The organism is Pseudomonas imperatae (assembly GCF_057128625.1).
The window spans coordinates 16648-37454 of sequence record NZ_JBSKHP010000012.1 but is presented as its reverse complement, the minus strand read 5'-3'; the positions used below and the strand labels follow the sequence as shown (position 1 = coordinate 37454).

General features: G+C 62.5%; 25 protein-coding genes. 15 read left to right on the top strand and 10 right to left on the bottom strand.

Annotated features, from left to right (window positions below):
* Positions 1–21: 21 nt before the first annotated feature.
* The 3 genes from ACWKWX_RS16535 to ACWKWX_RS16525 form a co-directional block, all read right to left on the bottom strand.
* Positions 22–1665: an ABC transporter substrate-binding protein gene (locus tag ACWKWX_RS16535; RefSeq protein ID WP_483828328.1), complete on the bottom strand. Its 1644-nt coding sequence runs from the start codon at positions 1663–1665 to the stop codon at positions 22–24.
* An 82-nt stretch (positions 1666–1747) separates the two neighbouring features.
* On the bottom strand, positions 1748–3022 hold the full coding sequence (locus tag ACWKWX_RS16530; RefSeq protein ID WP_483828327.1) for an NAD(P)/FAD-dependent oxidoreductase: 1275 nt from the start codon (positions 3020–3022) through the stop codon (positions 1748–1750).
* 64 nt (positions 3023–3086) lie between these two features.
* Complete coding sequence (locus ACWKWX_RS16525; RefSeq protein ID WP_476300692.1) at positions 3087–3758, bottom strand: haloacid dehalogenase type II; 672 nt, start codon at positions 3756–3758, stop codon at positions 3087–3089.
* 502 nt (positions 3759–4260) lie between these two features.
* Here ACWKWX_RS16525 and ACWKWX_RS16520 point away from each other — a divergent pair.
* Complete coding sequence (locus tag ACWKWX_RS16520) at positions 4261–5088, top strand: GNAT family N-acetyltransferase (RefSeq protein ID WP_483828326.1); 828 nt, start codon at positions 4261–4263, stop codon at positions 5086–5088.
* A 17-nt stretch (positions 5089–5105) separates the two neighbouring features.
* The gene (locus tag ACWKWX_RS16515; protein ID WP_483828325.1) at positions 5106–5813 is read left to right on the top strand and encodes a cupin domain-containing protein; all 708 of its coding nucleotides are present in this window, start codon (positions 5106–5108) and stop codon (positions 5811–5813) included.
* A 175-nt stretch (positions 5814–5988) separates the two neighbouring features.
* Here ACWKWX_RS16515 and ACWKWX_RS16510 read toward each other — a convergent pair whose 3' ends face one another.
* Positions 5989–6498: a helix-turn-helix transcriptional regulator gene (locus ACWKWX_RS16510; protein ID WP_483828324.1), complete on the bottom strand. Its 510-nt coding sequence runs from the start codon at positions 6496–6498 to the stop codon at positions 5989–5991.
* Between the two features lie 670 nt (positions 6499–7168).
* Between ACWKWX_RS16510 and ACWKWX_RS16505 the strand changes: the two genes are divergently transcribed.
* The 6 genes from ACWKWX_RS16505 (at position 7169) to ACWKWX_RS16480 (ending at position 11340) form a co-directional block, all read left to right on the top strand.
* Positions 7169–7390: a hypothetical protein gene (locus ACWKWX_RS16505; RefSeq protein WP_483828323.1), complete on the top strand. Its 222-nt coding sequence runs from the start codon at positions 7169–7171 to the stop codon at positions 7388–7390.
* 64 nt (positions 7391–7454) lie between these two features.
* Entirely contained in the window at positions 7455–7709 is a 255-nt protein-coding gene (locus tag ACWKWX_RS16500; RefSeq protein ID WP_416423814.1) for a DUF3077 domain-containing protein, read from the top strand.
* 197 nt (positions 7710–7906) lie between these two features.
* Complete coding sequence (locus tag ACWKWX_RS16495) at positions 7907–8191, top strand: hypothetical protein (protein ID WP_483828322.1); 285 nt, start codon at positions 7907–7909, stop codon at positions 8189–8191.
* 84 nt (positions 8192–8275) lie between these two features.
* Positions 8276–8593 carry a hypothetical protein gene (locus ACWKWX_RS16490; protein WP_483828321.1) on the top strand — a complete coding sequence of 106 codons (318 nt, stop codon included), beginning with the start codon at positions 8276–8278 and terminating at the stop codon, positions 8591–8593.
* A gap of 578 nt (positions 8594–9171) precedes the next feature.
* Positions 9172–9426 carry a hypothetical protein gene (locus ACWKWX_RS16485; protein ID WP_416423813.1) on the top strand — a complete coding sequence of 85 codons (255 nt, stop codon included), beginning with the start codon at positions 9172–9174 and terminating at the stop codon, positions 9424–9426.
* 339 nt (positions 9427–9765) lie between these two features.
* Positions 9766–11340, top strand: coding sequence for a DUF4403 family protein (locus tag ACWKWX_RS16480; RefSeq protein ID WP_483828320.1), 1575 nt, complete (start codon positions 9766–9768; stop codon positions 11338–11340).
* Positions 11341–11647: 307 nt separating this feature from the next.
* On the opposite strand, the gene ACWKWX_RS16475 is transcribed toward ACWKWX_RS16480, so the two are convergent.
* Both ACWKWX_RS16475 and ACWKWX_RS16470 read right to left on the bottom strand, forming a co-directional pair.
* Positions 11648–12190, bottom strand: coding sequence for a hypothetical protein (locus tag ACWKWX_RS16475; protein WP_416423808.1), 543 nt, complete (start codon positions 12188–12190; stop codon positions 11648–11650).
* Between the two features lie 176 nt (positions 12191–12366).
* Complete coding sequence (locus ACWKWX_RS16470; RefSeq protein WP_483828319.1) at positions 12367–13239, bottom strand: LysR substrate-binding domain-containing protein; 873 nt, start codon at positions 13237–13239, stop codon at positions 12367–12369.
* A gap of 126 nt (positions 13240–13365) precedes the next feature.
* Between ACWKWX_RS16470 and ACWKWX_RS16465 the strand changes: the two genes are divergently transcribed.
* Positions 13366–13977 (top strand): LysE family translocator, encoded by a 612-nt coding sequence (locus tag ACWKWX_RS16465; protein WP_483828318.1) that lies wholly within the window; start codon positions 13366–13368, stop codon positions 13975–13977.
* A gap of 32 nt (positions 13978–14009) precedes the next feature.
* Here ACWKWX_RS16465 and ACWKWX_RS16460 read toward each other — a convergent pair whose 3' ends face one another.
* Positions 14010–14327, bottom strand: a complete 318-nt coding sequence (locus ACWKWX_RS16460) for a TM2 domain-containing protein (protein ID WP_483828317.1) — start codon at positions 14325–14327, stop codon at positions 14010–14012.
* A 221-nt stretch (positions 14328–14548) separates the two neighbouring features.
* Between ACWKWX_RS16460 and ACWKWX_RS16455 the strand changes: the two genes are divergently transcribed.
* The 3 genes from ACWKWX_RS16455 to ACWKWX_RS16445 all read left to right on the top strand — a co-directional run bounded on the left by ACWKWX_RS16455 (position 14549) and on the right by ACWKWX_RS16445 (position 16337).
* Positions 14549–15001 (top strand): thiol-disulfide oxidoreductase DCC family protein, encoded by a 453-nt coding sequence (locus ACWKWX_RS16455; RefSeq protein ID WP_473006323.1) that lies wholly within the window; start codon positions 14549–14551, stop codon positions 14999–15001.
* Entirely contained in the window at positions 14998–15369 is a 372-nt protein-coding gene (locus tag ACWKWX_RS16450; RefSeq protein WP_483828316.1) for a DoxX-like family protein, read from the top strand. Before ACWKWX_RS16455 ends, ACWKWX_RS16450 begins: the two co-directional genes overlap by 4 nt.
* A 149-nt stretch (positions 15370–15518) precedes the next feature.
* Positions 15519–16337 carry a hypothetical protein gene (locus ACWKWX_RS16445; protein ID WP_483828315.1) on the top strand — a complete coding sequence of 273 codons (819 nt, stop codon included), beginning with the start codon at positions 15519–15521 and terminating at the stop codon, positions 16335–16337.
* A 67-nt stretch (positions 16338–16404) separates the two neighbouring features.
* Here the strand turns inward: ACWKWX_RS16445 and dapF are convergent, their stop codons facing one another.
* Positions 16405–17232: a diaminopimelate epimerase gene (gene dapF, locus ACWKWX_RS16440; RefSeq protein WP_483828314.1), complete on the bottom strand. Its 828-nt coding sequence runs from the start codon at positions 17230–17232 to the stop codon at positions 16405–16407.
* Entirely contained in the window at positions 17229–17876 is a 648-nt protein-coding gene (gstA, locus tag ACWKWX_RS16435; RefSeq protein WP_483828313.1) for a glutathione transferase GstA, read from the bottom strand. Before gstA ends, dapF begins: the two co-directional genes overlap by 4 nt.
* A gap of 119 nt (positions 17877–17995) precedes the next feature.
* Here gstA and ACWKWX_RS16430 point away from each other — a divergent pair, with 119 nt between their 5' ends.
* Positions 17996–18310 (top strand): winged helix-turn-helix transcriptional regulator, encoded by a 315-nt coding sequence (locus ACWKWX_RS16430; RefSeq protein ID WP_416423798.1) that lies wholly within the window; start codon positions 17996–17998, stop codon positions 18308–18310.
* A 33-nt stretch (positions 18311–18343) separates the two neighbouring features.
* Here the strand turns inward: ACWKWX_RS16430 and ACWKWX_RS16425 are convergent, their stop codons facing one another.
* Entirely contained in the window at positions 18344–19252 is a 909-nt protein-coding gene (locus ACWKWX_RS16425; RefSeq protein WP_416423797.1) for a LysR family transcriptional regulator, read from the bottom strand.
* 173 nt (positions 19253–19425) lie between these two features.
* Between ACWKWX_RS16425 and ACWKWX_RS16420 the strand changes: the two genes are divergently transcribed.
* Together ACWKWX_RS16420 and ACWKWX_RS16415 are read left to right on the top strand one after the other, a co-directional pair.
* Positions 19426–19854 (top strand): DoxX family protein, encoded by a 429-nt coding sequence (locus tag ACWKWX_RS16420; protein ID WP_473006316.1) that lies wholly within the window; start codon positions 19426–19428, stop codon positions 19852–19854.
* Positions 19851–20717, top strand: a complete 867-nt coding sequence (locus ACWKWX_RS16415; RefSeq protein WP_483828312.1) for a pirin family protein — start codon at positions 19851–19853, stop codon at positions 20715–20717. Before ACWKWX_RS16420 ends, ACWKWX_RS16415 begins: the two co-directional genes overlap by 4 nt.
* The last annotated feature ends 90 nt before the right edge of the window (positions 20718–20807 follow it).

The following is a 20807-nucleotide window of genomic DNA, read 5'->3' as shown; positions in this document are numbered from 1 at the left end:
ACAGGCCCGCTAAAGCTCAGGTCACGCGTCCAGCCACACCTGTTCGGCGAACATGTAGCCCATGAAGCCGCCCAGCGGGTTGCTGCCGTAGCCCTTGATGCGCGCATCCACGCCGTCGATGTTGCTGATGAACACCGGGATGCCGATGCCGCAGTGGTCGTGCACCAGGGTCTGCATGTCCTTGTACATCTGGCTGCGCTTGGCGTCGTCGGTCTCGCCGCGCGCGGTCATCAGCAACTGGTCGAACTGCTCGTTCTTCCAGCCTGATTCGTTCCACGGCGCGGTGGACTGGAAGAACTGCGAGAAGATGATGTCGGCGTTCGGCCGCGGATTGATGTTGCCGAAGCTGATGGGGTGCTTCATCCAGTGGTTGGACCAGTAGCCGTCCGGCGGCAGGCGGTTCACGGTCAGGTCCAGGCCGGCCTGCTTGGCCGACTGCTGCAGCAGCACCGCCATGTCCACCGAACCTGTGGCCGCCGGCGAGGCCACCAGCGGCATCTTCACGCTGCTCATGCCGGCCTTCTTCAGCAGGAAGCGCGCCTTGTCCGGGTCGTACGGGGTTTGCGGCAGGTCGGCGTTGTAGTAGCGCGAGCCCGGCGCAATGGGGTGGTCGTTGCCCACCACCGCGTAGCCACGGAACACCGCCGACTTCACCTGTTCGCGGTCCAGCAGGTACTTCATGGCCTGGCTGAAATCGGCGTTCTGGGTGGGCATCTGGTCCTGGCGCAAGATCATGTCGGTGTAGTTGCCCGACGGCGCGTCCACCACTTTATGCCCGGCGCTGGCAGCAATGCGCTGGGTGGAGCGCGGGTTCACCTCGTTGATCATGTGCACGTCGCCCGACAGCAGCGCGTTCACCCGCGACGGCTCGTCGGAGATGGCGATGAACTCGATCTCGTCCAGGTACGGCAGGCCCGGCTTCCAGTAGTTGGGGTTGCGCGCCGCCACCGAGCGCACGCCCGGGCGGAACTCCTTGACGGTGAACGGCCCGGTGCCGATGCCCAGGTTGAAGTCGGTGGTGCCGGCCGGCACGATCAACAGGTGCGACACCGCCAGGATCGACGGCAGCTCGGCGTTCGGCGCGGTCAGCTTGATCTGCACTTCCAGCGGGCCGGTGGCCTTGATCTCGGCGAACTGCTCCATCAGCGGCATCACCTTGGAACCGGTGGCCGGGTCTTTGTGGCGGGTCAGCGAGAACACCACGTCGTCGGCGGTCAGCGACTTGCCGTTGTGGAAGGTGACGCCGCTGCGCAGGGTGATGATCCACAGGCTGGCGTCGGTGTGGTCGATTTTCTCGGCCAATTCCAGCTGCGGCACCAGGTGCGAGTCGAAACGGGTCAGGCCGTTGTAGAACATGTACTGACGGGCGTAGTCGGTGGACAGCGCGCCCTTGGCCGGGTCCAGGGTGTCGGCGGTGGACGAGGACATGCCCGCCACGCGGATGCGCCCGCCCTTCTTGCCCACGGTGGCGGGGCCGGCGTCGGCCTCGGCGGCGAACACCGAGCCGGCGCCGCCCAGCAAGCCACCCACGCTGCTGGCCATGATGCCGGCCACGCCGAGCATGCGCAGCGCTTCACGGCGCGACATGCCACGGTTCAAGCCTTCGAAGATACGTACGCTGTCGGGGCCGGTGATGAGCGCGGATTCGACCTTTTTGTCTGTCATGGCGGTGCTACCTGTCGATAATCGGGTTACACGAAGGGCTCGCGGTTGGCCGCGAACGTGCTTGAAGCGAAAGCAGGTTCAATCAGTGCAAGTGGTCCTGCAGGCGGTAATACGCGCCCACCAACGGCAGGAACCACGGTTTGCCGAAATGCCCCGGAATGGCCGGCCAATCCAGGCTGCGCCAGGGGTTGGCGGCGGCGTTGCCGTCCAGCACATCGGCCATCACCCGGCCCATGTGCACCGACATCTGCACGCCATGGCCGCTGTAGCCCATGGAGTGGAAAATGCCGTCGTGGGAGCCTGCGCGCGGCAAGCGGTCGGCGGTCATGTCCACCAGGCCGCCCCAGCAATAGTCGATGCGCACCTGGGCCAGCTCAGGGAACATCTGCGCCAGGGCGGCGCGCAGAATCTCGCCGCTCTTGGCGTCCGAACGCGGGCTGGACATGGCAAAGCGCGCCCGGCCGCCGAACAGCAGGCGGTTGTCCGGGGTTACGCGGAAATAGTTGCCGATGATGCGGCTGGTCACGTACGAGCGCTGGGCCGGCAGCAGGCGCGCCAGCACCGCCTGGGGCAACACCTCGGTGACGATGATGAAGCTGCCCACGGGCGCCATGCGCCGGCGATACCAGTTCAAGTCCCCCACCTGCGACGCCCCGGAGGCCAGCAACAACTGCCCGGCCTGTACCGCACCGCGCGCGGTGTGCACCTGGTAGCCGCCGGCCTTGGCCTGCCATTGGCTGACCGCGGCGTGCTCGTAGATCAGCGCGCCCTTGCGCGCCGCCGCCTCCGCCAGGCCCACGCCGAAACGCCCGACGTGCATCTGCACGCCGTTGCGCTGCAGCAGGCCGCCGTGAAATTGCCTCGAGTCCACCTCGCTGCGCACGTCTGCGGCCGACAGCAGCTCGACGTCGGCGTCCACCTCGCGGCGAATCAACTCATAGGTCCTGGCCATGCCGGCGAAATGCTCGGGCTTGGCCGCCAGCTTCAACTTGCCGTTGCGCTGGTAATTGCAGTCGATGCCCTCGCTGCGCACGATGTCATCGACGCTGGCCACCGCGCTTTCATAGGCCTGGTAAAACTCGCGCGCCTGGGTGGCGCCCAGCTTGGCCGACAGCGCCGCGTAGTCCTGGGCCACCCCCGTGTTGCACTGGCCACCGTTGCGGCCAGACGCCTCGCCAATCACCCGGCCCGCCTCGAACACCGCCACCCGTGCGCCCTTCATCGCCAGCGCGCGGGCCGCCGACAGGCCGGTAAAACCGCCGCCGACAATGGCCACGTCCACCTGCCCCTCCACAGGGCCCACCTGGCCAAGGCCAAAGGCCGGTGCGGTGTCCAACCAGTAGGATTCACTGCTCATGTCTTGCTCCTGCGGGCCACGGTTGAGTGCAGCTGCCACCGCGGTGGCAGCCAGGGGCGAACGGTCAGAGACCGACCAGGCCCGGCAGGCCGCCGATGTCGGCGATCTGGTTGTACTCGTAGCTGGCGTTGGCCGCCGGCTCGTGGCCACGGGCGACGAAGGCCTTGTTCCTGATGCCCATGTCGTGGGCCGAGAACAGGTCGTAGCGGAAGCTGGAGGACACGTGCAGCACGTCTTCCGGGCCGCAGCCCAGGTTGTCCAGCATGAACTCGAAGGCGGCCAGGCGCGGCTTGTAGACCTTGGCCTGGTCGGCGGTGAACACCTTGTGGAACGGCACGCCCAGCTTGTCGACGTTGGACATGATCTGCGAGTCGCTGGCGTTGGAGAAAATCACCAGGGGGATCTTGTCGGCGATTTTCGCAAGGCCGGCGGTCACGTCCGGGTGCGGGCCCCAGGTGGGCACGGCGTCGTAGTACAGGCGCGCCTCGGCTTCCTTGAAGGCCACGTTCCAGCGCTTGCAGGTGCGCTCCAGGGCGTTCTTCAGAATCACGTCGTAGGGCTGCCAGTCGCCCATCACTTCATCCAGGCGGTAGGCCGAGAAACTCTTGACGAAGGCGTCCATCTTGTCAGCCGGCACACGGTCGGCGAACAGCTCGCGGGTCATGGTGCCCATGTGGAAATTGGTGAGGGTGCCGTAGCAGTCGAAGGTAATGAATTTCGGGCGAAGAAAGCTCATGGTGCCGTTCCTGAGTTCGTGGAAGTCTGTGGCGCAAAGGCCCGGTATACAGTCCCGTGGAGGGCAACCCCTCCGTTGCGCAGCGACTTCATTACAACACCGTGAATTCAGCAGATGGCGTTTAAAGCGCAGCCTTGAAAACACAAAAAACCGTTTTGACGCGCTCCGGCAGCAGAGCGTGCTTCCTGCTCCACACGCGGGCAAACCGCAAAAAAGTGCGCTGTTTTGGGCCCGAAATACGGGGGTGGCGCGGGCGGCCCCAATAAACCACAGCAGATTCTGCGTCAGCGTAGACCAATGCAAGACGGGCGCCAGGTGCGTGCGCAGGCCTTATCTTGGGCTGCCCCTGGTATTTACTGCTGGCGCCCGCCTGGACTGAAGCAGTTAATGTGGCGCGGCGCTCATGGCGCTGCACAATCTGCCGAACTTGCCCCACCCTATTGCCACCCCCTTGGTGCAGGTGCGATACAAGGCGCCATCGCGACTCAAACGGAGCCTTTGCATGACTGATTACCAGTACCGCCCCATGACCGCCGCCGACGTGCCGGCTGCCCATGCTTTATCCGTCGCCTTGAAATGGCCGCACCGCGCCCAGGACTGGGCCATGCTGCAGAGCGTTGCAGACGGCTTCGTGGCCCTGGACCAGGGCCGCGTCATCGGCTCGGCCTTCGCCTGCCACCAGGGCGGCTGGTCGACCATTGGCCTGGTCATCGTCAGCGACGAATACCAGGGCCACGGCATCGGCCGCCGGCTGATGGACCTGGCGCTGGACAGCGTCGGCCCGCGCACCGCGCTATTGAATGCCACCGTGGCCGGCGCACCGCTGTACCGGAAAATGGGCTTCGTCGAGTTCGGGCAGATCCAGCAGCGCCAGGGCACCGTTGGCGTGGTTGCAGCAGCTTCTGCCGGGCGCACCCTGAACGCAGACGATCACCCACGCATGAGCTACCTGGCCAGCGCCGCCACCGGCCTGGACCGCGGCGCGGTGATGCACGCCGTGTTCCCCGACATCGAGCAGGCCGTAGGCCTTGATGTGGACGGCCAGCTGCAGGCCTTTGCCATCATTCGCCCGTTCGGCCGGGGCCGCTGCATCGGCCCGGTGGTGGCGCAAAATGCCGCCCAGGCCCAAGCCTTGATCGCCCAGCTGCTGGCCAGCGTGCCGGATGCCTTCGTGCGCATCGACATTCCCGTGGGCTGCGGCCTGGAAGGTTACCTGGACAGCGTCGGCCTGCCCGGCATCGACACCGTCACCTGCATGAGCCGCGGCGAGATACCCCAGGCCTGCGAAGGCGTGCAGGCGTTTGCGTTGGTGACACAGGCCATTGGTTGATTGATTGAGGAAGTGACATGTCGGCTTCAGTTGCAAGGGTATTGGCGTTTGCGGATGGGCGTGCGGCGTTTCACTCCGGTGAAGCAGGCGCGCTGGCAGAAGGCGACCCGTTCGGCGGGCACCGCAGCACCGTGTTCAGCGACGAACAGGGCTTCGCTGCGGGGCTGGCGGCCGTCTCGGGCCGGTACGACGTGGCGGCCTACCCGTTCACTGAAACGCTGGTGGTGCATGAGGGTGAGCTGAGCTTCACCAGCAATGAACAGACGATTGTGCTGAAGGCCGGGGACTGCCTGGTGATCGCGCGGGGCACGGCGTTTGCGCTGGATGCCAGTGCCGACGGGTTGTGGGCCTGGTTTGCCGCCACGCGCGCCGAGGCGGCCGTGGTGCCTGGGTTGACCGTGGTGAACCGCGACCTGCACCTGAGCCCGTCGGCGCCGCCCGATGACAAGATCCTCATCAGCCGCGCGCCGCAGTGCCGGGCGCAGGGGGTGTTTGAAGAGGGCCCGCTACGAGTTGGCGTGTGGGATTCGACGGCTTATGAGCGGCACAGCCGTGGGCATTTGTGCCATGAGTTCATGCACCTGACTGAAGGCAAGGTGACGCTGCGGTTGGCTGGCGGGGAGGAACTGGTGGTGCATGCAGGGGATACGGTGTTTGTGGCCAAGGGCACGTCTTGTGGGTGGTTGAGCACAAGCTATGTGCGCAAATATTACGCGGTGACCTGAGCCCCGAACGCAACCCGTGGGCACTGGCTGGTGCTGTGGCGGGCGCCCTTGTGGGAGCGGGCTCTGCCCGCGAAAAGAACGCCTCGGTGTACCTGGCTGAATTACGGTCCGCGTTGCTCATGACGCGGCCTGGCGGCCGCTGCTACAGATATCGCGTAGCCAGTGCTGCCAGGCCTTAAAACACCGCAACGGCCATCCCAGGATCACCCGCCACCCGCGCATTTTCCTTCCTGATGTTCACCTGCATCGCCACGCGCGCCACATCCAGCACAACGCGAGGCACCTGCTGGTACCCCTTACCCTCCATCCACCCCAGCACCTCGGCCAGATGCCAAATCGCAGAGCTGCCTTCATGCACCGGCGTTGGAAAGGTTGGATAACTGACCACCAGCTTGCGCATATTCTGCCGCGTTACCCCCATAACCTCGGCAACATCGGTAAGCCCCACCAGATCGGGTGTCGCCTCAATCAAACGGGCCTCGGGCACCGCCCGCTGAACGTCCGCCAACGCGCTTTCAACCGCTTCCCTGGCCGAGGCGGCTGCGCGCACGAATTCGAGCCCCAGCCGCCCTGGCTGGCCTACGCCGACCAATGCATCGTCACACCCCTGCTCTGCCAGGCGCTCGATAAGCGCGTCGGTGTCGTGGGTGGGTAGTTGGTACTTGAGAGTGAAGGTAAATTCCATCCCTGTTGCTCCGTGGCTTGCTGATGACGTGGTGCAGCGCAATTGGTTGTCAGGTGACAACCATGGCACACGCCGAGCCTCGGGGCAAGCTGGGGGTTGGCACGGCAACAGCGGCCCTGCCGCACGCTCTTACACTTTCAACCTTGCAGCATTTTCCGAGGGGATTACCCTACGGCTTCCACAGCGCAATGGCGGCTGTGTGTGGGGCGTCTTCGGATGCGCCGGGTGCCCGCGACCGGTTGACCAACCCGCACACAGCTGCCACCCACTTCCCCCGTAGCAGCTGCCGCCAGGCTGCGTCCCGGTCCCCCCGCACATCTCCAGATACAAATACCATCAGAAAAGTCCTAGGAAATTTCCTACAAGTTCCGCGATAATCGAATAATTAGCTTACATTTTCACGCTTGCGCCCATCGCCGCTCGTTACTAACCTCCCGCCACCGCTGCACAACAGCGGTCGGGTTTGGTCACCCGAGGTTGTTAGGCGCATCAGCGTCGCCATATCCATTTCCGCTCACAAGCGGTCTGGATGCTTTATGGCAGCTGTGCGCGGGGCATCTTCGGATGCGCTGGGTTCCTAACACCCCGGTTGACCAACCCTCGCACGGCTGCCACCTCATTGTTTGGTCACATTGACTGGCAGCTCCTTTAATGTGTTAGGAGAACCATCATGGTCAAGCCAACCCCCGATCCACCCTTCAGCAAAAAACCACCCCCCGATCACCCGCTCTACGCCTCCCCCTTGCCCCAAACCGAGTTCGACCCCAAGCGCGTGGTCGAACACTTCGTGCATCAAAGCACCCTGCTAGAGGTCGCACGCCGCAACGAAGCCCTGCACACCGCCAAACCGCCTCGATGGTGGCAATTCTGGCGCTGGCGTAAAGCCTGGTAATCGCAACGCGCTGCACGTGGCTGCCCCGGGCGGCCACGCTGGTTTACACATAGGGACATTGATCATGAGCGACTTCCAGGAAACCACCGCCCTGCCCTTCGGCATGCGCGACTCGCAACAACAGCCGTTCTTCAGCGTAAACCCAGGCATCAGCCTGGAAGACACCCTGTGCCACCTGGCACACCTGCTGCGCTGCGCCTACGACTCCGCCTACGAACTCACCGACGGCGACGGCATCGAAAAAGGCCTGGCCTGGTCCACCCTGCACCACATCGAAGGCGCCAAGGGGTTGGTGGATGCGTTGATTGCCGTGAGGTAAGCCATGCCCTGCAGCAGCGGCCCGTAGCCGCTGCCGCAGGCTGCGCTGGCCCTCGGCCAATTGCCTAGTTCCAACCAACGGAAATCCGGCTTTCATGGTAATTTTGCCTGTCGCAAAGACGTAGACAACTGCACGAAGACAGCGCCCCCACCAATGGCAAAGCTTGCCCTCAGGCACTCATGCCCCAAGGACTAAAAATGAATATGATTTCTTATTGGAAGGATCACCGAGAAATCCACGCCGACGGCGGCCTGGTACTTATCATCGGATGGTACGACCACAAAAACCAAGAGAATGGAGGGAGCAAAGCCTTAGGAGTCCATTGGGGAGACTACCCGCAATCAAGAGGCATACTAAGCCCTTGTGTAATTCCAGAATCAACTCGCTGCGCCATGCTTTCCGGGCTTTTACATCAAGCCTTATTAAACAACGACGCTCAGCAAACGCGAGCCATGATTGAAGCAATAGAGTTTTTTCAGTAGACAACCACCTAGCCGAAGTGACCTAAATAATGCGCACATCACTTCAGCAAACGCCAAGCCAAACCCGCTTTCATGGAGGACCGTATGAGCTTTCGCATAATAACCCTTACACAAGGCAATCTTAACAATAATCATCTCTACCTATCCAGCATCATAGACATCTTCCCACCGGATTCTATAGGCGGACCTAATGAAAGCACCGCCGGTACTGTGCTGGAGATTCACTGCGGCATCGGAGAGGCGATATTCACGGATATCGCAGGCGATAAAAAAATTTTCCGAAAACGATCATGGGTTGGCGACTTTTTCCTGGCTCACTCCATACAGGCCGGTGACAAGGTCGTAATCGAACGAACCGACCCCAATCGTTACCACATTTACCCAGCGCGACCACAGGCTTGAGCTAGGGATCGCACGACTGGAACAATGTTCCGCACTTTCACACTCACCTTATCTAAAAGCCCTAATAAACACCTACAAACCTCACAAAAATGCATTCGCCTGATCGCGCCCAAACGCAATCTATCTGGACAAAAAAAAGGGAACCAACTTGTTGGCTCCCCTTTTCGCCTATCACCGACTTCCATCCGCTGCGTCAATACAAAGGACTGCTGCGCTAAAACTTACGTTTCTGGTGCGCCCTTTAATACTGGTACCACACTAGCCAAATTGGTGCTCAACGTGTTGAGTTCAGCAATTCGGACGACCTGGGGTGTAGAGCACAAAAATAGTATCACTGGCAGGTTAAACGGACAATGCGAAACTAACATCAAGACTAAAATCGCCGGAACACAGGCAGCCCCCTCTAAATTCTAAGGGCGCTAGTAGCCGTCGCAGGCTGCGGTAGCCCTTGGCCACACTTCCAGCCTGATCCGCCATGCAGAATTCATCTTCTTGTTCGCCTATTCTATAGCATAATGAATACTCCACATTCGGCTTCACGCCGAACGACCCCGTTTCGTGCTGTATGGAATTTTGCAATGAACAGAGTAACCGGCCGTACCGTTTTGACCTGGGCGCTGCCCGCTTTGCTGGCCCTGCTGATGACGGGGTGCGCGAGCGATCGTTCGCGGTGTTATGCCAAAGCGCTGCCTACGCAGGGCGAAGGTGGGTTGGCGTGGGGGCCTAATGCGAAGGCTGCCGAGGGGAAGGCGGTGCGCGATTGTGCGACGTATGCAGGGAGAAGTGGGGGGACGCCGGGGACTTGTCGGGTTGTTTTGGTGAAGTGTAAGTAGGTTCAGGGTCAGTCGAAATCGGGAGCTGCTTCTGGTATTCACAGTAGCGGAAGCTGCCCCCACTTAAAAAATCCTCCAAGGCACATACATATAATATCAACCCCACACACTTTGCAAAAACACTTTCATAAAAACACCAACAACAGCAACTTCTGCCTCAACAATGAAACACCCAACTTACACGCATTAAAAATACCCACTAAAAATTTTTCTACCTATCTTTACACAGACAAGCCTCTGCTACCCTCACATTAACCAACCTTGATTCTGCCATACGCACAATCATCGGCCAGCGCTGACAACTGTATTTAACCTGGATAAACCCGCAGGGGGTGCACCATGGGCACTACATTGTTAAAACCAACGCTTGTTACCCTCCTTGCAATGCTATCCGCGTGCGGCAGGAACGACATCTTTGAAAAGCCCCAACCCGCTAGCCAGGCGCTTCCACCCGCGCCACTTGAAACCAGCTTCATCACTGTCGCAACAACGATTCCGTACAACTTAATACAAACAACGATCAATAATAATATCCCTGCATCCCAGACCATTGGTGGTAGCGGAGACGAACCTTGCGCCAATGTCCCTACCGTGAGAAAAGGCGGTGGGATCCTTGAAATTCCTTATCTTACAACCCGGCAAGCCTGTGCCGGCCACTCATGGAGCGCCACGCTGACAAAGGCCGGGCCGGTGACCGTGGGTAGAAACGGCGATGCCATGCGCGTTGCGGTTCCGATCGATATCAATGGTCACGCAGGGCTTAACGGTGACATAGCTTCCATTTTGAGGCTGAATGGAAAAAGCTTCTCTGCGACCGTACGCCCCATCGTCGATATCAAACTTGCCGTGAAAAGTGACTGGTGCCCGCAGATCTCCGCCACACCCACTCAGGATTGGGTAACCAACGCCAAGGTTGAAATCATTGGGCAAAACTGTGCCGGCATCGACCTTGGGGTGTTTGGGCATCCACGCTTCTGTGCAGGCCCGGTCAACCTGGACCTGACCAGCAAAGCGTCGCAAGCCATCAACGGCCAACAAGAGGCAATCAAGCGAGCGGCCGCCAGCGCCGTGGACTGCACGCAATTGCGCGACACCGTTCAAGCCCACTGGCGGCCCATTGTTATACCCATTACGGCCACCGGTAGCAGCCCGCTGTTTCTCAATATTATTCCGCAATCGCTGGCCATCTCCGAAGTGCAATCCACCGACAACGGGCTGCAATTGGCCGTGAGAGCGGGCGTCTTGGCGCATGTGGATGCCCAGGCGTCGAATGTCGATCCCCTTCCGCTACCGCCCCTTGAACCGCTGGCGGCGAACAGTAGTGGCCTACGCGTCGTCGTCCGGGCGACCGCCCCCTACGCAAGCATCAGCCAGGCCTTGAAGACATCCATCGTGGGCAAATCGTTTAGCACGCCATCACCTGCTGGCGAGATAGCCGTTACCCCTGAAGACGTTGATGTCTACGCCTCCAACGGCAAACTGGCAGTGGGTATCAAGATCTCTGCCAAGCTCCCGGGAAAACTCCTCGATACCCAGGGTTGGGTTTATTTGACCAGTACACCGCGCATCGCTGAAAGCGGGACGGCCATCGAACTCGACGACTTGAAATACTCCACGGTGCTGGACAACGAGTTTTGGCAAACCGTGGCCGCCGTCTTTGACGAGCAAATCCTCCAGCAACTGCAGGAAAACGCCAGGATTGATTTGCAGCAATCCATCGCCAAAAGCAGTGAGGCGTTGATGGTTAACATCAATGCCGCCACTATCCCCGGCGTCAAGATCACCGCCGAAAACCCTACTGCCCGGTTGTTGGATGTATCGCTCGATACCGCAGCGTTAGTTGCCACCGCGGCGGCCGAGATGAAGTTCTCGCTGGTGGTGACCGATGATGTCGCGCCCATGGCTGTTAAATAAGGGGGGGGGGCGGCCTATGGCGATTATCCTGCGTAACCTGCTCTGCGCGGCGCCCCTGTTGTTGAGCCTCGCTGCCTGCGACAAAGGTGAGGGAAGCCTGACAGCCGAGTGCTACCCCAGTATGTCGTCAACGGGGCACGTGGTAAAAGTCGCGCACCCCAAACGCCCTTCCGCCTGTACTTTTGGCGTTGTGATGATGTGCAATGCGTGCGTCTATGACGCTCAAGGTGCTTTGGAGCGGTCAGAGTCAGAAGTATGCGGTATTTGCATGGGTGGTAGTTTTTGATCAAAACGCAGTGACCAAGCCCTACCGACGATAAACCACCAATTCCCCGGATGTAGCAATCACCAAGCTCTTCCCCGACCAGGAAAACCCAAACGCCCTCAACTCACGCTCGACCGCCAACTTATGAAAAGCGCAGGGCTGTTTATAACGTTCGCCGTACAGCCACGACCCCGGTTCCACCAGCAACAGGTGATGTTCCGGCCAACTCAACGTTACGGTCTCAACACACCACCCATCCGGTGACGCAACGGGCAGCCCGCCCCCGCTGATCCCTGACGTTCGTATATTCATGCCGGCGAGCGGGCCTATTCCTTCGCACTCCAGGTAGGCATCGGTCAGTACATCGTCGGCATAATCGCGCGCGATCTTCGCTCCCGTAAGGCAATCGAATACGCCACGCCCAGAACTCGACACCACCAAAAGCAGCTCTGAATCGCGATGAAAGCCGATGTCAAACAACCCGGCTACGCAATACCGGGCAATCTCTATCCACGGATGCGGAGGCGCGGTTATTTTGCGGTCGTGGATCGCAGCGCGCAGTGGCGCTAGATGGTCAGTGGTCATTTGGGGCTGCATCAATTCCGATAGTTCGCCAACGATACCATGGGCTGCCGTGTGCTCCTCCAGATCAGCTGCAGCCTTCGGCAGCGGCTACACCAGGACTCCGTAGCAGCGGCCGCAAGGCCGCGTCCAGGCCCCTGCGGTTTTGCGGGGGCGTCGGACGCAGCCTTCGGCAGCTGCTACGTGGGTTTTATGGCGGCCATTTGTGCGCGAATCCACTGTAGGAAAACGCACCCTTTTCCGCCCTCCTCGAAGCCTCGCGGCGCCAGCAGGCAATACTTCGACCCATCGCGCCGAAACCCGAACGGCGCCACCAGCTGCCCCGACGCCAGCTCATCCTGCACCATCAGGAACGACGACAATCCTACCCCCAACCCCGCCGCAGCCGCCTGTATACAAAGGTAGAAATGCTCGTACTCCAACCGCGTCGACGCCGGTGCGGCCACTTCTGCCAACCGCAGCCAATGCTCCCAAGCCAACGGCCGGGTCTTGCTGCGCAACAGGCGCATCCCGTCCAGCTGCTGGTTTTCGGGCCATAGCGCTGGCGTGCACACCGGGCCTATCCATTCTTCGCAGATGGTTTCGCTGTACAGCGCCTCCCCCCAGTAGAAGTCGTCCCGCCGCACCGCCACGTCGGCGCCGGTGCGGGCGAAGTCGATGGGGCCGCCGGCGGTCAGCAGTTGCACTTGCAGGTGCGGGTGGGCGGCGTGGAAGTCCGGCAGGCGCGGGATCAGCCATTTCATGGCGATGGTCGGTTCGCAGGACACCACCAGCACTTCTTCGCGCGCGTCGCGGCGCAGGGTGTCGACGGCGCCTTCGAGCTGTTCGAAAAACGGCCCGGTCACGTTGTACAGCAGCCGGCCGGCGTCGTTGAGGAAGATGGCGCGGTTGCGGCGGTCGAACAGTTCGACGCCGATGCCCTCCTCCAACAGCCGCACCTGGCGGCTGACGGCGCCGTGGGTGACGTGCAGCAGACGCGCGGCCTGGACGAAGCTCTGGGTTTGCGCGGCGACGGTGAAGAAGTGCAACGCGGTGAGGGCTGGCAGCTTCATATAGGCGATGATTTCTCACAGATTTACTGCACTATAAATCGTTTTTATTCCCTATCGCAAAGCGCCACTCTGCGCGGCATGGCGCACGGTACCTGTGCGAAAACGTCGTGCAAAATGGGGAGAGGTATGAATGAGTTGTTGGCCGTAGCGGCGATCACGATGCTGGCGGTGATCAGCCCGGGGCCGGACTTTGCGATGGTCACCCGCAACAGCTACGCCTACGGCCGCCGCAGCGGGCTGATGGCGGCGTTGGGCATCGCCTGCGGGGTGCAGGTGCATGTGTTGTATACCGTGTTGGGCATTGCGCTGGTCATCACCCACTCGCCGATGGTGTTCATGGCGATGAAGCTGCTCGGGGCGGGTTACCTGATCTACCTGGGGTGGAAGTCGCTGAGCAGCACCTCGGCCTTGGAGGTGGACATAGCCCGCGGCCCGCGCCCGTCTGCTGGCAAGGCGTTCGGGATGGGGTTCCTGACCAACGCGCTGAACCCGAAGACGATGCTGTTCGTGGTGGCCACTTACAGCCAGGTGGTGCAGGTCAGCAACGGTTTGGCGACTGATTTGGGCTATGGGCTGTTCATGTCGCTGGCGCATTGGGGGTGGTTCAGCGTTGTGGCGGTGTTCTTTTCGGCAGAGGCGCTGCGCGGGCGTTTGCTGGCCAGGCAACGGGTGCTGGACAGGGTGGTTGGTGCGGCGTTGATTGGGTTGGGGGTGGGTTTGGCGCTGGCTGGGTTGTAGCCGCGGCTGTCAGGCGGCGGCTACAGGGCGCATCACGCTTGACTCTGTTGAATCAACGCTACTTCAAGACGTGCCTCGCGGCGCGCTTTTTCCGCGTGCTCCTGGATGATGCCCGGGATCAGGAACGCATCCACCAATAACCAGAGGCCGGTAATGATGAGCGGGAAGATGGTGAAACAACCGATAACGGTGATGATCAATTGAGCCACGGCAGTGCCCGTTTTACCCAGGTAAAAACGGTGTGCGCCGAAGCCGCCCATGAATAACCACAACAGGTAGGCAACGCCAGTGGACTTCTTGGCGTTTGCCACTTTCTGTTCAATAAGCATTTCGGCTTGCAGGGATGACATTCAGGTTTCCTTTCCCAATCGGGATTCCATGTGTCGAACTGACACGATCTTGGACAAAGCAAAACGATATCATTTTGCAATCAAGAAAGCATGTGCCTGGATCTGTAGAGACGTCCACGGTCCCGTAGCAGCGGCCACCAAGCCGCGTCCCAGGCGCCGCAGTGCAATGAGCGCATAGCGCGTTACACTGTTCCCCACAGCCCCACCCACGAGCCCCACCCATGCCCACCTCCCTGCGCCGCCCCACCCCCGCCCCGCTGCTGGCTCCCGGTGAAACCGTGGTGCTGTTCGACGGGGTGTGCAAGCTGTGCAACGGCTGGGCGAAGTTCCTGATTCGCCATGACCGCAGCCAGCGGGTGCGCCTGGCCACAGTGCAGTCGCCCGAGGGGCAGGCGTTGCTGGCGTGGGCCGGCCTGCCGGTGGATGCGTTCGACACCATGGCGGTCATCCGCGACCACCATTACTGGGTGCGCTCGGAGGCGTTTTTCGCGGTGGTGGCGCTACTGCCTGCGCCCTGGCCGGCGTTGCGGGCGCTGCGCGTTTGCCCATTGTGGTTGCGCGACTGGGCCTACGACCGCATCGCGCTCAACCGCTACCGGCTGTTCGGCAAATATGACGTGTGCCTGATGCCCACGCCGGACCATCAGCGGCGCTTTCTCAAGGCGCCGGCATGAACCGCCTGCGCCAGGCACATTGGCTGGGGCGTGGCGGCCTGGCGTTCATGTTTGCCTACCATGGGCTGGTGCCCAAGCTGATCATGACCGCCCCTGGGGAGCGCACGTTGCTGCAGGCCCATGGCCTCGGGGATGCGCTGTGGTTTTCCCAGGCGGCCGGGGTGGCCGAGCTGGCGCTGGCGGCGTTGTTGCTGTTCACGCCGGGGCGCAGTTGGCCGTTGCTGGTGGCGGGCGTGGCGTTGTTGGCGCTATTGGTGGATGTGGCGCTGGTGCAGCCATGGATGCTGGCGGATGCGTTCAACCCGGTGACCTTGAACGTGGCCGGCATGGCGCTGGCCGCAATCGCCTGGGTAACCCGGACTCCGTAGCAGCGGCCGCCAGGCCGCGTCCCAGGCGCCGCGGTGAACGTGGTGGGCTTCGGGACGCCGCCTGCGGCAGCTGCTACGGGGGGTGTTTATTCATCTTCCGGGGGGAGCTGCCGGCCTATGATGGGGGCTTTGCGGAAAGGGAGTTCCCCATGAAGTTGTCACGCCTTGCCTGCAGGGTCGCGTTCACGCTGTTGGCAACGAACATCGTCAACGTCTGCTTCGCCGCCACAGCGCTTACGCAGCCCAATCCACCGGCGGCGTCGATCTACGAGGCCATCGACCGCTACTCGACCATCGAAGACGCCACCAAGCGCACCGCCGTGGTGGCGGTGATGATCGCTCCGATGGTCCGCCAACTCGAAGCCAACCCAACGTTAGGCCACCCGTTGAATAACGCGTCCGCGCTCGAGCTCGCCAGTTCGGACGCCGCGTTCGCCCTGTTTCTGGGCGTTGCCTCGCTCGGCGCCACCTTCACCCCGCCCAATGCGCCCCTGACCTTGCCGTGCGCAGCGCTGGTGCGCCGCCCTGGGCTGATGGCGGCGCTGGGCTCGGTCTATGGCGGGGCCATTGACAGCCAACTGGTCGCTACGGACTGCGAAGCCACCCTGCCTGCCCTGCCCGCCCTGGATGCGTTGGCGCACGCTGCAGAACAGGTGCAGCCCGATTGCCCGGGGACGGTACGGTTCTCGCTGTATCGTGAATACACCAGGACGCGGCTGGCGGTGCGGTTGCACGACATGGCGCTGTGGCGGGCGGCCAGTGACGTGCCCGAGGCATCAATGCAGTACCCAGTGGACGAGCCGCGCTTTATCGCCGATCACCAGGCGTTGATGCGGCAAGCAGCCGCTGAGCTGGCGGCCTACTACACAAGCCAGTTCGCCGTGCCCGCCGGCGCAGCGCAAGAGCAGGCCCAACGGGCAGTTCACCTGACCGTCAGCGGCGCTTACAACCTGTGCATCATGGGCTAGCCGCAGCGCTGCGCCACACTGCTGGGCTTCAGGATAGTGAGGGGCGGGACGCCGCCTGCGGCAGCTGCTACGGGGGGAGAAAAGCGTCTGCCAGGCGCCCCGAGTACAGCCTTGCCACCGGCCCGGTCAACGTCACCGGCCCTACCCCATCCCACTGCACGGTCGTGCTGCCGCCATCGCATTCAACCCGTACCTCGCTGTCCAGCAGCCCCCGGCGCATGCCGTTCACCGCCGCGCCGCAGGCGCAGGAGCCCGACCCCAGCGCCACACCGCCACCGCGCTCCCAGATGCGCAGGCGGATGTGCTGGCGGTTGATGACCTGGACGAAATGCACGTTGGTTCTGGCCGGGAACAGCGCATGGTGTTCCAGCGCGGGGCCCAGGGCGGCCACGTCCACGGTGGCCAGGTCGTCCACGAAGTAGGTGCAATGCGGGTTGCCCATGCTGACCGCGGCAGGGCTGCCGGCGATGGGCAGCACGCGGGTGTCCATTTCCCTTGCCAGGGGGATGTCCGCCCAGCCAAGCGACGGCTGGCCCATGCTCACGGAAATATCGCCGGAGGCGGTGCGCGTGCAGGTCAAGAGTCCGCGCCCCGTACGCACCACCACTGCGGCGGTATTGCCCTCACGCATCAGAAAATCGGCGGCGCCGCGGGTGGCGCTGCCACAGGTGGCCAGGGGCGAGCCGTCGGCGTTCCAGAACACCAACTGCGCCTCGGCGTGCTCGCAGGGGAGCATCACGGCAAGCTGGTTGAAGCCGATGCCGCGGTTTCTGTCACCCAACCGTCGCGCCAGCTGCTCGGTGATGGCGACGGGCACGCGCCGGGCGTCGACAATGACAAAGTCGTCGCCGTTGGCGTGCATCTTGTGGAATTCAAGGAATGAGGTCGTGGTCATGCAAGCCCTTCTTCACGCAACGCTGTTAAAACCGCAGGCCGTGCCTTGACCCGTTCATGCCAGGCGCGAAGGTTGTGCAGGTGGTCAAAGTGGATGTCGGCCTTGTAGTAACTAGTCAACCAGCCGGCCTGCCCCCAGCCTGTCAGTGCAAACAGGTAGGCGTCCGCCACGCTGAAGGCGTCCCCCATAAGGTACGGCTTTTCGGCCAGTTGAGCATCGATCCAGTGGAAGCGTTGCTCAAGCTTGGGTTTGGCGGTGGCCACGTATGAACCGGCCAGGGCGGCGTACAGCAACGGGATAAAGCCCTTGTGCACCTCGGACGACAGAAAGTTCAACCACTCCTGTAGCCGGTACCGCGCCAGGCTGCCTGCTGGGGGCACCAGTTGGCACTCCGGTTTCAGGTCGGCGAGGTATTGCACAATCGCCGGCCCTTCGCGCAGCAAGGTGCCGTCCTCCAGTTCAAGGGCAGGCACGTAGCCCAGGGGGTTGACCGCGAGATAATCGGCGCCCGAATCGGTGCGGTGCTTCTTGTGGTCGACCTTGATCAAGGTCGCTTGCAGGCCCAGTTCATTCAGCACGATATGAGGGGCTAGCGAGCAGGACGCGGGGATGTAGTACAGCTTCACGGGCGAGCTCCAGAACATGGGGAAACGGCACAGTGGCGGCTTCGGGCCATTCTAGAGCGCGGGTATAAAATAAGAAGAAGGCAGTAATTTGTAGTATAGGTACAAAATGTATACCTGTTTGTCCGAGGCTTGAGCTGATGAAACACAACATATCCGGTTGTTCGGTGGAAGAAGCAATGCGCTTGCTGGGCGGGCGATGGCGCCTGTTGATTGCCTCATACCTGTTGGAGGGCCCCAAGCGTTTCAACGCCCTGAGGCGTGATATGCCGGCCATATCCCAGCGCATGCTGACGCTTGATCTGCGGGCGCTGGAAGAAGCGGGGTTGCTCAAGCGCACGGTGTTCCCTACCGTGCCGGTAACCGTTGAATACGAACTGACGGAGGACGGCAGGCGGCTGGCGCCGGTCGTGGAGGTGATGCGCGAGTTTGGGCTGTGGGTTAAAAGCCGCTGATGCAGAGGCCCGGACGCCGCCTGGCGGCAGCTGCTACGCCTGCCCGCCTGCCTGGTGCACAAACCGCTCGATCAACCACCTCGCCGCCGGCCCCGGCGGCTGATCGGTGCGGTAGATGACATCGAAGGCATAATGCCCACTCGCGTACTCGGCTATGTCCAGGTGCACCAGCCGGCCACTCGCCAGGTCCTCCGCTACCATCGGCGCCGGCATGTTCCCCCAGCCAATGCCCTCGCGCAGCAGCATGTGTTTGGCACCCAGGTCGGCGAGGCGCCAGGTGCGGTTGCCGAGCACGGCGAAGTCCTTGCCTTCGGTCAGGTGCGAGCGGTCGGACAGCACCAGTTGGGTGTGCGCCCGCACCGCGCCCGGCGGGTTGGCGCCGTTCATGGCCAGGGGGTGGTCGGGGGCGGCCACCGGGATCAGTTCGACGCTGCCGACGGCCATTTTCTCGATACCGTCAATGGCGTTGCTCATCGGCCCGCTGACGCCGAGCGTGGCGCCACGGTTGATCACCCGGTCGGTGACCGCGCCCAGCGCCTCCATGTGCAGATGCAGGGCGACCGTGGGAAAGGTTTCACGAAAGGATTTCAACGCATCCACCACCCGCTCCGCCGGCAGCATCACGTCCAGCACCAGGCGAACTTCCGCTTCCAGGCCCTGGAGCAGCCCCTTGACCTTGGCCCGCAGGCCGTGGATGCCGTGGGTGATGCTGCGCGCTTCGGCCAACACCGTGCGGCCCGCCTCGGTGAGCTGCGGCTTGCGGGTGGTGTGGCGGTCGAACAGCAGCACGCCCAGCTGCAATTCCAGGTTGGCGATCGAGTAGCTGACCACCGAAGTGGCGCGGTGCAGTTTCCTGGCGGCCGCCGCGAAACTGCCGACCTCGACCACGGTCATGAACACGCGCAGCTGGTCGAGTGTGGGGGTGCCGGGCTCGGTGATCATGCCGGTGTCCTTGACGATGAAGACCGACAGTATCCGCCTGCCTGCCCCAGCTTGCCTAATTTTTCGAACGTAGCGCACTAAATTAGCCGGCTATTCAGATGGTCGGCGCCGGCGCACCATTTCTTCACTGCGGCGGTTCATGGCGAATCCGCCCTCCCTGAAGGAAATACCCCATGACTGCAAACATTGCTCAAGCCGCTGCCACCCCAGGCAGCTCCGACGTGGCCCAGGCCTCGGTGTCGTTGATCGGCCGCGTGCTGCTCAGCACCATTTTCATCCTCTCCGGCTTTTCCAAGCTGGCCGCCCCGGCAATGATGGTGGGCTACATCAGCTCGGCAGGTTTACCCCTGCCCCAGGTGGCGCTGGTGATAGCCATCCTGGTCGAAATTGGCGGCGGCATCGCCCTGATCGCCGGCTACCGCGCCCGCGCCGTCGCGGCCGTGCTGGCGGTGTTCAGCGTGGCCACGGCGTTGGCCTTCCATAACGCCCTGGGCGATCAGAACCAGTTCATCCACTTCTTCAAGAACATCGCCATGGCCGGCGGGTTGCTGCAGGTCGTGGCGTTCGGCGCCGGCCGCTTCAGCCTGGATGCACGTAAATGAAGCCGGTAGCGCCCCGCGCGATCGCCTACCGCACCACCGGCAGCGGCCACGGCGCCATCGTCCGGCTGATGAGCCCGGGCGACCTGGGCCAGTGGCTCAAGCCCTTCGTGTTCCTGGACCTGTTTGAAGGCGAGAGTGCGTTCATCAACGGCATGCCCATGCACCCGCACTCGGGCATTGCCACGGTCACGCTGATTACCGAAGGCAACCTGCGCTTCGACGACGCCGACTCGGGCCAGGGCTTCATCGACTACGGCGGCGTGGAATGGATGCGCGCCGGCGGCGGGGTGTGGCACGGCAAGGAAATGTCGGTGGGTACCTCGCCACGCATCCAGGGCTTTCAATTGTGGCTGGCCCTGCCGCCGGCGCTGGAAAACGCCAGCGTCGACAGCCAGTACCTGGAGTCCCGCGCCATGCCCGAGGCGGGCCCGGCACGGGTGATCCTTGGCGAGTACCAGGGGGTGCAAAGCCCGGTGCGCGCGCCCACCGGGGTGAACTACCTGCTGGTGACGCTGGGCGCCGGGCGGTCCTGGACCTACACGCCGCCGGCCGGCCATGAGTCGCTGTGGCTGAGTGTCAGCCGCGGCGCCCTGGCCGCGCCTGACCGCGTGCTGGGGGGCGAACTGGTGGTCTTCGAGCCGGGCAGCGATGCAGTGACGCTAAGGGCTCTGGGCAAGGACGCGGTGTTCGTCATCGGCTCTGCCGCGCCGCATCCCTATGACCTGGCCCTGGGCGACTACTCCGTGCACACCAACCCACAGGCCTTGCGCGCCGGCGAGGCGAACATCGCCGCCATCGGCCGCCGGCTGCGCGAGTACCTGAAGCAGACACCTACCGCGAGCCCCATCCCAGTCTTCAAATAACCCCCGTAGCAGCGGCCGCAGGCCGCGTCCGAAGCCACCACTTCCTCCCGCAGTGCTGCGCTGGGCCGGACTCAAGGGCCAGGACGCCGC

Bases quoted from the DNA above. Each gene is read 5' to 3' on its own strand.
- ACWKWX_RS16535 (WP_483828328.1), bottom strand. From the start codon at position 1,665: ATGACAGACAAAAAGGTCGAATCCGCGCTCATCACCGGCCCCGACAGC.
- ACWKWX_RS16530 (WP_483828327.1), bottom strand. From the start codon at position 3,022: ATGAGCAGTGAATCCTACTGGTTGGACACCGCACCGGCCTTTGGCCTT.
- ACWKWX_RS16525 (WP_476300692.1), bottom strand. From the start codon at position 3,758: ATGAGCTTTCTTCGCCCGAAATTCATTACCTTCGACTGCTACGGCACC.
- ACWKWX_RS16520 (WP_483828326.1), top strand. From the start codon at position 4,261: ATGACTGATTACCAGTACCGCCCCATGACCGCCGCCGACGTGCCGGCT.
- ACWKWX_RS16515 (WP_483828325.1), top strand. From the start codon at position 5,106: ATGTCGGCTTCAGTTGCAAGGGTATTGGCGTTTGCGGATGGGCGTGCG.
- ACWKWX_RS16510 (WP_483828324.1), bottom strand. From the start codon at position 6,498: ATGGAATTTACCTTCACTCTCAAGTACCAACTACCCACCCACGACACC.
- ACWKWX_RS16505 (WP_483828323.1), top strand. From the start codon at position 7,169: ATGGTCAAGCCAACCCCCGATCCACCCTTCAGCAAAAAACCACCCCCC.
- ACWKWX_RS16500 (WP_416423814.1), top strand. From the start codon at position 7,455: ATGAGCGACTTCCAGGAAACCACCGCCCTGCCCTTCGGCATGCGCGAC.
- ACWKWX_RS16495 (WP_483828322.1), top strand. From the start codon at position 7,907: ATGAATATGATTTCTTATTGGAAGGATCACCGAGAAATCCACGCCGAC.
- ACWKWX_RS16490 (WP_483828321.1), top strand. From the start codon at position 8,276: ATGAGCTTTCGCATAATAACCCTTACACAAGGCAATCTTAACAATAAT.
- ACWKWX_RS16485 (WP_416423813.1), top strand. From the start codon at position 9,172: ATGAACAGAGTAACCGGCCGTACCGTTTTGACCTGGGCGCTGCCCGCT.
- ACWKWX_RS16480 (WP_483828320.1), top strand. From the start codon at position 9,766: ATGGGCACTACATTGTTAAAACCAACGCTTGTTACCCTCCTTGCAATG.
- ACWKWX_RS16475 (WP_416423808.1), bottom strand. From the start codon at position 12,190: ATGACCACTGACCATCTAGCGCCACTGCGCGCTGCGATCCACGACCGC.
- ACWKWX_RS16470 (WP_483828319.1), bottom strand. From the start codon at position 13,239: ATGAAGCTGCCAGCCCTCACCGCGTTGCACTTCTTCACCGTCGCCGCG.
- ACWKWX_RS16465 (WP_483828318.1), top strand. From the start codon at position 13,366: ATGAATGAGTTGTTGGCCGTAGCGGCGATCACGATGCTGGCGGTGATC.
- ACWKWX_RS16460 (WP_483828317.1), bottom strand. From the start codon at position 14,327: ATGTCATCCCTGCAAGCCGAAATGCTTATTGAACAGAAAGTGGCAAAC.
- ACWKWX_RS16455 (WP_473006323.1), top strand. From the start codon at position 14,549: ATGCCCACCTCCCTGCGCCGCCCCACCCCCGCCCCGCTGCTGGCTCCC.
- ACWKWX_RS16450 (WP_483828316.1), top strand. From the start codon at position 14,998: ATGAACCGCCTGCGCCAGGCACATTGGCTGGGGCGTGGCGGCCTGGCG.
- ACWKWX_RS16445 (WP_483828315.1), top strand. From the start codon at position 15,519: ATGAAGTTGTCACGCCTTGCCTGCAGGGTCGCGTTCACGCTGTTGGCA.
- dapF (WP_483828314.1), bottom strand. From the start codon at position 17,232: ATGACCACGACCTCATTCCTTGAATTCCACAAGATGCACGCCAACGGC.
- gstA (WP_483828313.1), bottom strand. From the start codon at position 17,876: ATGTTCTGGAGCTCGCCCGTGAAGCTGTACTACATCCCCGCGTCCTGC.
- ACWKWX_RS16430 (WP_416423798.1), top strand. From the start codon at position 17,996: ATGAAACACAACATATCCGGTTGTTCGGTGGAAGAAGCAATGCGCTTG.
- ACWKWX_RS16425 (WP_416423797.1), bottom strand. From the start codon at position 19,252: ATGATCACCGAGCCCGGCACCCCCACACTCGACCAGCTGCGCGTGTTC.
- ACWKWX_RS16420 (WP_473006316.1), top strand. From the start codon at position 19,426: ATGACTGCAAACATTGCTCAAGCCGCTGCCACCCCAGGCAGCTCCGAC.
- ACWKWX_RS16415 (WP_483828312.1), top strand. From the start codon at position 19,851: ATGAAGCCGGTAGCGCCCCGCGCGATCGCCTACCGCACCACCGGCAGC.